9 protein-coding genes are annotated in these 9,852 nt (G+C 75.3%); 6 read left to right on the top strand and 3 right to left on the bottom strand.

The annotated features are described in order from the left end of the window. Nucleotides 1-280: 280 nt before the first annotated feature. Complete coding sequence (ggt, locus tag Val02_RS46575; RefSeq protein WP_203905821.1) at nt 281-2,080, bottom strand: gamma-glutamyltransferase; 1,800 nt, start codon at nt 2,078-2,080, stop codon at nt 281-283. Beyond that, the gene (locus Val02_RS46580) at nt 2,035-3,465 is read right to left on the bottom strand and encodes an MFS transporter (protein ID WP_203905822.1); all 1,431 of its coding nucleotides are present in this window, start codon (nt 3,463-3,465) and stop codon (nt 2,035-2,037) included. The genes ggt and Val02_RS46580 overlap by 46 nt, the downstream gene beginning before the upstream one ends. 52 nt (nt 3,466-3,517) lie before the next feature. Between Val02_RS46580 and Val02_RS46585 the strand changes: the two genes are divergently transcribed. The 6 genes from Val02_RS46585 (at nt 3,518) to Val02_RS46610 (ending at nt 8,830) form a co-directional block, all read left to right on the top strand. Then, the gene (locus tag Val02_RS46585; protein ID WP_239153865.1) at nt 3,518-4,012 is read left to right on the top strand and encodes a winged helix-turn-helix transcriptional regulator; all 495 of its coding nucleotides are present in this window, start codon (nt 3,518-3,520) and stop codon (nt 4,010-4,012) included. 53 nt (nt 4,013-4,065) lie between these two features. After that, entirely contained in the window at nt 4,066-4,488 is a 423-nt protein-coding gene (locus Val02_RS46590; protein ID WP_203905823.1) for a hypothetical protein, read from the top strand. A 4-nt stretch (nt 4,489-4,492) separates the two neighbouring features. Further along, on the top strand, nt 4,493-6,595 hold the full coding sequence (locus Val02_RS46595; RefSeq protein ID WP_239153866.1) for a bifunctional polysaccharide deacetylase/glycosyltransferase family 2 protein: 2,103 nt from the start codon (nt 4,493-4,495) through the stop codon (nt 6,593-6,595). A 41-nt stretch (nt 6,596-6,636) separates the two neighbouring features. Beyond that, entirely contained in the window at nt 6,637-7,257 is a 621-nt protein-coding gene (locus Val02_RS46600; protein WP_239153867.1) for an RNA polymerase sigma factor, read from the top strand. Beyond that, nucleotides 7,244-8,011 (top strand): hypothetical protein, encoded by a 768-nt coding sequence (locus tag Val02_RS46605; RefSeq protein ID WP_203905825.1) that lies wholly within the window; start codon nt 7,244-7,246, stop codon nt 8,009-8,011. The genes Val02_RS46600 and Val02_RS46605 overlap by 14 nt, the downstream gene beginning before the upstream one ends. A gap of 81 nt (nt 8,012-8,092) precedes the next feature. Beyond that, on the top strand, nt 8,093-8,830 hold the full coding sequence (locus Val02_RS46610; protein WP_203905826.1) for a hypothetical protein: 738 nt from the start codon (nt 8,093-8,095) through the stop codon (nt 8,828-8,830). Nucleotides 8,831-9,219: 389 nt separating this feature from the next. On the opposite strand, the gene Val02_RS46615 is transcribed toward Val02_RS46610, so the two are convergent. After that, a partial coding sequence (locus Val02_RS46615) for a hypothetical protein (RefSeq protein ID WP_203905827.1) occupies nt 9,220-9,852 on the bottom strand: 633 nt, incomplete at its 5' end.

The following is a 9,852-nucleotide window of genomic DNA, read 5'->3' on the forward strand; positions in this document are numbered from 1 at the left end:
ATCTCGATGAGGTCCACATTGGACAGTGCCCAGGGGTTGGCGTCGAGGCATTGGTCCACCTCGTTTTTCGCCGTTTCCAGGCCGTCCCGCATGAACCCATTTTCGTACATGCGTTGGGAGATCGGAAGGTGCTGATCGCCGCCATATGATGACGGCGGCGCGCTGGCGATCGACGGCACGGCGATGTTCGTGGCCGGCGGCTCCTACGGCGAGGGCCGGCCCGTCACCGGACCGGCCCTGTACGCGCGAAGTGCCGCGCTGCACGAAACCGCGCGGGCGATCAGCGTCTGACGACGGCCGCGCTGCCGCCGCCGCGGCGGACCGGTTCGGCGACCGCGGTGACGCGACCGTTGCGGCCGAACTCGATCGCCGTGGCCGCCCCGATCTCGGCCCCGGCGGTCAGCCGTTGCCCGCGGGCCTGCAGCGCGGCCGCCTCCGGCGAGGTCAGCACGGCCGCCTCGACCTGGGTCGACGCCGTGTTGCGCTGGCTCAGCCGGGGCGCGGCCACGGCGTCCGGCAGCGGGGTGCCCAGCACGTAGCGGTCGAGCAGGATCTGCGCCACGGTCGTGATGATGGTGGCGCCGCCGGGCGAGCCCAGTGCGAGCGCCGGCTTGCCGTCGCGGAGCACGATCGTGGGGCTGATCGAGCTGCGCGGCCGCTTGCCGGGTTCGACGCGGTTGGGGTGGGTCAGCGAGTCGAAGTTGAAGTCGGTCAGCTCGTTGTTGAGCAGGAACCCGTAGCCGGGCACCACGATGCCGTTGCCGCCGGTGGACTCGATGGTGAACGTGTACGCGACGACGTTCCCCCACTTGTCCGAGACGGTCAGGTGGGTCGTGCTGGACAGCGGCGGCGCGGCGGTCTCCGCTGTCGCGGCGGGGCCGGGTGCGGTGCGCCCCTCGAACGGGTAAGGGTCCCCGGGCGGCACCGGCGAGGCGGCGGCGGTGGGCCCGATCAGCGCGGCGCGGGTGTCGGCGTAGCCCTGCGACAGCAGCCCCGTCAGCGGAACGTCCACATAGGACGGATCCCCCAGGTAGGCGTTGCGGTCGGCGTACGCGTACCGGGACGCCTCGATGAACCGGTGCAGCAGTTCCTCGCGGCTCGCCGGCTGCCCCAGGGCCTCGACGGTGTTGAGGATCCCGCCGACGGTCGAGCCACCGCTGGAGGGCGGCCCCATGCTGTAGATGTCCAGCCCGCGGAAGCCGATGCGGGTCGGCGCGCGTTCGACCGCCTGGTAGCCGCGCAGGTCGGAGGTCGCGATGAGGCCGGGGCGCCACACGTGGTCCGCGTCGGGCGCCAGCGGCGGCGCGGTGGCGGCGGCGACCATCGCGTCGGCGATCGGCCCGCGGTAGAACGACTCCGCCCCGAACACCGCCAACGTGGCGTACGTGCGCGCCAGGTCGGGATTGCGCAGCCGCGAACCGACGTCGCGCGGCGTGCCGTCGGCGTCGAGGTACAGCGCGCGGGTGGAGGTGATGTCGTCGAACCACGGCACGTTGGGCGCGGTCTGGTCGGCGAACGTCTGGTCGACGGTGAAGCCGCCGGCGGCGGTGGCGATGCCCGGCACCAGCACCCGCCCGAGCGGCATCGTGCCGTACTCGCGCAGCGCCTTCGCCCAGCCGCGGACGGTCCCGGGAACGCCGGCCGACAGCCCGCTGTAGCGCGCGTCGGCGAACGCCAGCGGGGCCCCGTTGCTGAGGAACGAGTCGGGGCGCATGGCGGCGGGTGCCGTCTCGCGCGAGTCGATGGTGGTGACCTTCCGGTCCTTCGCGCGGTAGATCACCATGAACCCGCCGCCGCCGATGCCGCAGGAGAACGGTTCGGTCACGCCGAGCGTGGCGGCCGCGGCGACTGCCGCGTCGACGGCGTTGCCGCCCTGGCGAAGGATGTCGAGCGCGGCCCGGGTGGCGTCGGCGTCCACAGTGGACACCGCACCCCCGGAGCCGGACGCGGTGGCCTCCTTCACGAAGGGGGGTGAGGAGCCGAGAGCGGGTGAAGAGACGAAGGCGGGTGAAGACGCCCGGGCCGGCGCGGCGGTCAGGACGACGGCGCAACAGGCGATGAGTGCGAGGGCGCGGCGCATCGTGCCTCCTCGATGAGTGGTGCGCCCACCGTACCGCCTCGCCGACGGGGGTTCATGCCGAACGCGGTGACCGCCGCGAGGGCGCCGAACGCCGCCATCGCCCACCAGACGTGCGTAAACGCCGCGTGCGTCGCCGGGTAGCCGACGGGCGTTCCTAGTACTGCCGCTAGCATCGCCACGCCGACAGCGGTGCCGATCTGGCGGCTCATGTTGACGACCGCGCTTCCGGTGGCGGCGCGCGCCGGTGGGAGTTCGGCGGTGGAGGCCGCGAGCATGGAGGGCAGGGCCAGCCCGACGCCGGCGCCGCCGATGAGCCAGCCGGGCAGGAAGTCGGTGAGGTAGTCCGGCTGCGCGCCGAGCCGCGCCGCGTTGACCAGGCCGCCGGCCGCGAGGAGGAGGCAGCCGAGGCTGACCGCGTTCCAGATCGGAATCCGGACGCGCTGTGTGAGGGCCGCGAAGAGCGGGACCATCAGCGGACCCGGGGCCACGCCGAGTCCGGTCCGGATGGCCGACCAGCCCCACACCTGTTGCATCCAGAGCACCACGGACAGCAGCGACGCGGCGAACGTCACCGAGAACAGCAGCACGGTCACGTTGGCCCACGCGAACGTGCGCACCCGCAGCAGCGCCGGCTCGACCAGCGGCACGGGATGCCGGCGCGAGCGCAGCACGAAGCCCAGCAGAGCGAGGACGGCCACCGCCCAGGCGGCACCGGAACGAAGGCTGAGCCAGCCCCACGCGGGACCCTGCACCAGCCCGAGCGTGAGCGCGCCGACCCCCGTCGCAAGAAGAGCGGCCCCGCCGAGGTCGGGCAGCCGCGTCACCGACGGGTCCCGCGACGGCCGCACGATCCGCGCGGCGGCGACGAGGGCGAGCGCGCCGACGGGGACGTTCACCAGGAAGATCCAACGCCAGGAGGCCTCGACCAGGAGCCCGCCCACGACCGGTCCGAGCGCGGCGGCCACGGCGCCCGTCGCGGCCCAGATCCGCACGGCCCGGACCCGCTCCTCGGGTGGCGCCGAGGCCACGACCAGGCCGAGGCTCGCGGGCGTGAGCAGCGCCGCCCCGAGCGCCTGGATCATCCGGAACGCCACCAGCACCCACACCTCGTCCGCCAGCGCGCACGCCGCGCTGGCCGCCGTGAAGAGGGCGAGCCCGAGCAGGAACCCGCCCTTGCGCCCGTAGCGGTCGGCGGCCCGCCCGGCCGGCACCAGCAGCGCCGCGTAGACGATCGCGTACGCGTTCAGCACCCAGGACAGCTCGGACACGGAGCGCGCGCCCAGGTCGGCGCCGATGTCGTCGAACGCCACGTTGACGATGAACACGTCCAGGCTCGCCATGAACGCCGCCAGCGAGAGCACCGCCAGCTGACTCTTGTTTCGCATAGCCAGGCACGCTAACCGGCTGACTATGCCCAGGGCAAGCTAGAGTGGGGCGATGCACCTGGAGGGAAGGCTCGCCGACCGCGACTCCTGGACGGCCGACCGCTGCTCGGTGGACCGGGCGCTGTCCGTGATCGGCACCCGCACGGCGATGCTCGTGCTGCGCGAGGCGGCGTACGGGGCGCACCGGTTCGACGAGTTCGCGCGGCGGGTGGGGGTGACCGACGCCGTCATGGCCGCCCGGCTGCGCCAGCTCACCGACGACGGGCTGCTGCGCCGCGAGCCCTACCGGGAGCCGGGGCAGCGCACCCGGTTCGAGTACCACCTGACCGACATGGGCCGCGACGTGCTGCCCGCCCTGCTGGCCCTGATGCAGTGGGGCGACCGGTACCTGACCGGCGAGGACGGGCCGCCGCTGCGGGTCACGCACATGGACTGCGGCGCCCCGGTCACGGCGAAGGTGACCTGCGCGCGCGGGCACGAGGTGCCCTCCGACGAGATCTCCGTCCGGCGCTCACCCCGACGGGTGACACCCGACGCCACGCCGTAACACCCCGCCCGCGCGATCCGCTCCTTCCCCGTCGGACGTACGAGGAAGGGCGGGTGCAGGTGAGCGAGGTCGACGACGGGGTCCCCCGCGAGGCGGTGTTCACGGACGGCACCGGACGGCGGCGCAGGCTCGTGACGGCGTTCGGCTTCGCCGCCGGGTTCGCGCTCGTCGGCGCGCTGAGCCTCGCCGTCGCCGGGGTGTTCGGCGTCTCGCCGGTGCCGCTGCCCGGGCTGCCGGCCGGCGGGCAGGCCGTCCAGGACCGGGTCGGCGAACGCGACGTGCGGCTCGACCCGCCCCCGCCGGCGCCGGTCGGGACCACGCGCCGCGCCCCCACCGGCACGCCGACCCCCACCCCGACCAGGCTCGTCGCGCCCTCCCCCGCGTCGGCGCCGCCGCCGTCCACCACGGAGACCCCGCGCGGGAACCGCCCCTCGCCCAAGCCGGCCAACTCCAACGCCGCCGGCCGGAACAGGTGACCCGGTGGCCGCCCGCACGCCCCGCGCGCACTGGTTCCTGCTGGTGCTCACCGGCCTGTTCCTGCTGATCGAACTGGCGGTGCACGGCCTCACCGCCGACCCGGCCGGCGGCGGCACGGGTGCGCGTTCGGGCACCGCGCCGCTCGCCCCCGAACTGCGCGGCGCCGGCCCGGTGCTCACCGTCGACGCCGACGGCACGCCGCACCACACGAACCTGCCGGCCGGCCTCACCGCGCTCACGTTCGACGACGGGCCGGACCCGCGCTGGACGCCGGCCGTGCTCGACACGCTGCGCCGGCACGGCGCGCACGCCACGTTCTTCGTCGTCGGTGCCCGCGTCAACGAGCACCCCGACCTGGTCCGGCGCATCCTCGCCGAGGGGCACGAGTTGGGGGTGCACACGTTCACCCATGCCGACCTGGGCGCGGTCGCCCCGTGGCGGCGCCGGCTGGAGCTGAACCTCACCGCGACCGCCGTCGCCGCCGCTACCGGCCGCACGCCGCGGCTGATGCGCCCGCCCTACTCGTCCACCCCGGAGGGGCTCACCGTCACCGACCGGAACGTCCTGCGCACCGCCTCGGCCGACGGCTACGTGACGGTGCTCGCCGATCACGACACCCGCGACTGGCGGCGCCCCGGCGTCGCGGAGATCGTCCGGGCGGCCGGCCCCGCCGACGGCGCCGGCGTGGTGCTCCTGCACGACGGCGGCGGCGACCGCGCGCAGACCGTCGAGGCCCTCGAACGGATCCTGAGCGCCGGCGGCTCGTTCGTCACCGTCTCCGCCGCGCTCGGCCTGCCCACGGCGGCGCCGGCGTCGGCGGGTGCCCGCGCCCGGGGCCTCGCGAGCAGGTGGACGCAGGCCGGTGCGCGCTGGACCGCCCGCCTCCTCGGCTGGTTGGTGGCGCTCGCCGTCGTGCTGGCGCTGCTGCGCCTCGCCGTGCAGGTCGCCGCCGCCCGCCGGCACAGTCGCCGGGACCGCCGCGAACGCCGCCCGCGCTACCTCGGGCCGGTCTCGATCGTCGTCCCGGCGTGGAACGAGGCGGCCAACATCGCCGCGACCGTGCGCTCACTGATCGCCAACGACTACCCGGACCTCGAGGTGATCGTGGTCGACGACGGTTCCACCGACGACACCGCCGCCATCGTCAGCCGGCTCGGACTGCCCCGTGTGCGGCTCATCCAGCAGCCGAACGGCGGCAAGCCCGCCGCGCTCAACACCGGCATCGCCGCCGCCCGCGGGGAACTGCTGGTGCTGGTCGACGGCGACACCGTGTTCGAGCCGGACGCGGTCGGGCGGCTGGTGCAGCCCTTCGCCGACCCGGCCGTCGGGGCGGTCAGCGGCAACACGAAGGTCGCCAACCGCCGCGGGCTCATCGGGCGCTGGCAGCATCTGGAGTACGTCGTCGGGTTCAACCTGGACCGGCGGATGTTCGACCTCGCGGGGTGCATGCCGACCGTGCCGGGCGCGATCGGGGCGTTCCGGCGCAGGACGCTGTGGGCCGTCGACGGCGTTCCCGGCGACACGCTCGCCGAGGACACCGACCTGACGATGGCGGTGCTGCGGGACGGCTGGCGGGTGGTGTACGTCGACCGGGCCGTCGCGTGGACCGAGGCACCGGCGAACGTGCGCCAACTGTGGCGGCAGCGTCACCGCTGGTGCTACGGCACGCTCCAGGCGATGTGGAAACACCGACGGGCGCTGCGCGAACGGGGCGCCGCCGGGCGGCTCGGCCGGCGCGGGCTGGCGTACCTGCTGGTGTTCCAGGTGGCGCTGCCGCTCGCCGCGCCCGCGGTCGACGTGTACGCGCTGTACGGGCTCGCGTTCCTGCCGTGGTGGCAGACGGCGGCGGCGTGGAGCGGGTTCGTGGCGCTGCAACTGGTCACCACCGCGTACGCGCTGCGCCTGGACCGGGAACGCTACGGGGCGCTGTGGACGGTGCCGTTGCAGCAGTTCGGGTACCGGCAGGTGATGTACCTCGTGGTGGTGCAGTCGGTGGTGGCCGCGCTGCTCGGCGGGCGGCAGCGGTGGCAGGCAGTGGCGCGCACGGGCCTGTCCGAAACGGTGGCCCCACGTCGCACAACTGTCGGGTCCGCGGGTGCCAAATGACGGCTACAGTGCTCGCGCCCGTTCCCCGAGGAGCCCTGTCTGTGCGTGACGAAGACCTGTCCACCGCGTTGACGGCCGCCGTGCGCGGCAGCGACGCCGGCTTCACGACCCTGTGGCGGGCGTTGAACCCGGCGGTGCTGCGCTACCTGCGGGTCGTCTGCGGAGAGGCGGCCGAGGACGTCGCGTCGGAGACGTGGTTGCAGGTGGCACGCGCCCTGCCGGGCTTCACCGGGGACGCGACCACGTTCCGGGTGTGGCTGTTCCGGGTGGCCCGGCACCGGGGCATCGACGACGGCCGGCGCGCCTGGCGCAAGCGCGAACAGGCGCGGGAGAGCGTCGAGCCGGTCGACGGGCGGGCCGAACGGGACGTCCTGTTCGACGTGATCGAGAACTCCGGCACCGAGTGGGCCCTGTCGCTGATCGGTACGCTTCCGCCGGACCAGGCCGAGGCCGTGCTGCTGCGGGTCGTCGCCGGGCTGGACGCGGCGGGCGCCGCGCAGGTGCTCGGCAAGCGGGCCGGCGCGGTGCGGATCGCGGCGATGCGCGGCCTGCGACGGCTCGCGGCACACCCCCAGGTCCGCGACCGGCGCGCCGCTGCCGGCCCGCCGCGCCCCCGTGGCGAACTGCGCCTGGAAGGGAACCGCACCGATGGACGCGCGTGAGAGGGCCCGCCGCCTGCTGCGCCGCGGCGGGGCGGACGACACCGGGCGGCTCGACGACGAACGCGCCGAACGCCTGCTCGACGGCACCGCCACGGACGATCCCGACGGGCTGGCCGCACTGCTGGCCGACGCGCGAGGGCCGGCCCGCCCCGACGAACTCACCGGCGAGGCGGCCGCGCTGGCGGCGTTCCGACACGCACACGCCGCACACGAACCGGCACCGCTCGCGGCCGGCGAACCGCGCCACCGGCGGCGGCTGGCCCTCGCCCTGACCGGCGCGGCCGCGGCGCTCCTGCTCGGCGGCACCGCCTACGCGGCCGGGACCGGCCGGCTCCCGGACGGGTTGCAACGCACCGCGCACGACCTGCTCTCCGGCGTGGGCGTGCCGGCACCGCCCACCACCGAGGCGTCGGGCACCGCGACCCAGGGCGCCCCGGCGCTCACCCCGTCGCCGGCTCCCCGGGCGAGCGCCGTCCCGACACCGACACCGACGCCGGACGCGACCGTCCTCATCGGACTGTGCCGCTCCTGGGCCGCCACCGCCACCAACCCGAACGCCAAGGCGATCAGCGCCGAGGACCTGCGGATCCTGGCGGCGGCGGCCGGCGGCGAGGCGGCCATCGGCGCCTACTGCGAACGCCTCACCGCCGGCCCGTCGGCCGCACCGACCCCGCCGCCGGAGACCGCCAAACCGGGCAACGGCGCCACGAACACCCGCAAGCCCAGTCACGCCGGGAAACCGGACGACGACTGAGCGAATTTCTTTCGCGAACCCGTAACGCCACAGCGGCCACTTCCGCCCCTTCGAGGAACATCGCATCCTCGGAGGCTTCTGGTGGCTCGGATTCACTGGCTCGCGCCGGCCGCATTTCTCCTGTTGGGGGCCGCGGCCCCGACGACCGTTCCGTTGCACGACGCGCATCGCGGCGCCGTCGCGGGGACGTTCGGGGACCGCTCCTGTGCGCAGATCCCCGGTGGTGCGAGCCCCGGCACGGACGGCTGGGTCTTCGTCCTGCCGCGCAACGACGCCGACTTCGTCTCGTTGACGCTGGCGTTCCGCACCGGCGCCGGCACCACGGCCACCGTTCGGGTGCCCGACGCGTCGGACCCGTACCCCGACGGCATCACCACGAACGGGACCAGCAAGGCGTGGGTCCAGGTCCCCGCGGGCTGGCTGCTGCTCGACGGTTCGGCCGAGGTCAGCGGCCCGACGAAGGCGCCGTTCTTCAACCTGACCCACACCTGCCCGGGCTCGCCGGAGGCCTCCCCCCGCCCGCCGGCGAGCCCGACCCCGCCCGGGAAGCCGTCGCCGTCCCCGTCCGCCTCCACGCCGGCGAGCCCGACGCCGGGCGCCTCGTCCTCCCCCGGGGCGTCCCCGGAGGCGTCGCCGGCGACGTCGGCGTCACCCACGCCGGTGGGCGGCGCGTCGGGTGGCGGCGGCCGGCTGCCGGTCACCGGGATCTCCCTGGTGGGCATCCTGGTGACCGGCGGTTCGGGGCTGCTCGCCGGCGCGATCCTGCTGATCGCGCAGGGGGTCCGGCGCCGCCGCAACACCGCCTTCACCGCGGAATGAGCTGCACCGCGCACGTGCGGACCGGTCGCTGTGCGCGGCCGGTCCCGCGCCGTCCCGCCCCACCCGATCTTTTCGGGGGAACGGCTTCAGCGGCGCCGCGGCCCGGTCAATCGGCCGGCAGGTGGCGGACCAGCCCGTAGCCGGTCGGCCGGAAGCCGCAGCCCAGCCAGAACGGCCGCGACAGCGGGTTCGCCGAGGCGAAGTCGACCGACAGCGCACCCCGGGCGGCCGCCTCGGCGACCAGCGCCCGCCCGACACCGGTGCGCCGCGCCTCCGGCAGGGTCGCCGTGACCCCGATGAACGGCGTCCCGGCCGGACATAGCCGGGGGGGGCCGGCGAACGTTCCTCGAGCGTGAGCAGGCCGACGTCCACCCCGTCGACGGTGGCGATCAGGTACGTGGCGTCGGCGTGCACCCACTCCGCGCCGGCGGCCCGAACATCGGCGGGTTCTCCCGGTGCCGCAGCTCCACGCCGGCCAGCGCCGCGACGCTGTCGCGGTCCCCGCGGCCGGCCCACGCCTCGGACAGCTGCGGGCGGGCGGCGTGCAGCAGGTAGTGCAGCCGCACGCCGTCCTCGACCAGGCGCCGGCCGACCTCGGCGTACGCCTCCGCCAGCAGTGCCGCGGGATCGGCGGCCTCCGGGTCGACGGCCACCGAGCCGGCCGCGAACCTCGCGTACCGCCCGACGACGGACGCCTCCCGCACGCTCGCCCCCGGAACGGCGCGCACCCGCCCGTCCCGCACGACGACGACCCCGTGCCCGCTCCGTCCACTGTGGACAAGCGCGGCGACACAGTCCGCGACGCTCAGCGCCGGCAACTGCGGACACGAACGCCGCGCCGCCTCCTGCTCGGCGGCGACCACCGCCCCCGCCTCCTCGACGGTCGCGTCGTCCAACTCCCGCAGCTCACGGCGGGCGGTGACCGGCGGCGGGACGCGGAGCCGGCAGCGGAGCGGCCGGTCACGCGAAGCGGACCGGCCCGGAGCGGTGCGGCCCGGGAGGCAACGGTCGTGCCCCCGAGG

Source organism: Virgisporangium aliadipatigenens, assembly GCF_016863615.1.
Taxonomy (GTDB): Bacteria; Actinomycetota; Actinomycetes; order Mycobacteriales; family Micromonosporaceae; genus Virgisporangium; species Virgisporangium aliadipatigenens.

Coding starts and splice junctions, on each gene's coding strand:
- Val02_RS46585 (WP_239153865.1), top strand. CDS start 3,518: ATGCACCTGGAGGGAAGGCTCGCCGACCGCGACTCCTGGACGGCCGAC.
- Val02_RS46605 (WP_203905825.1), top strand. CDS start 7,244: ATGGACGCGCGTGAGAGGGCCCGCCGCCTGCTGCGCCGCGGCGGGGCG.
- ggt (WP_203905821.1), bottom strand. CDS start 2,080: ATGCGCCGCGCCCTCGCACTCATCGCCTGTTGCGCCGTCGTCCTGACC.
- Val02_RS46580 (WP_203905822.1), bottom strand. CDS start 3,465: ATGCGAAACAAGAGTCAGCTGGCGGTGCTCTCGCTGGCGGCGTTCATG.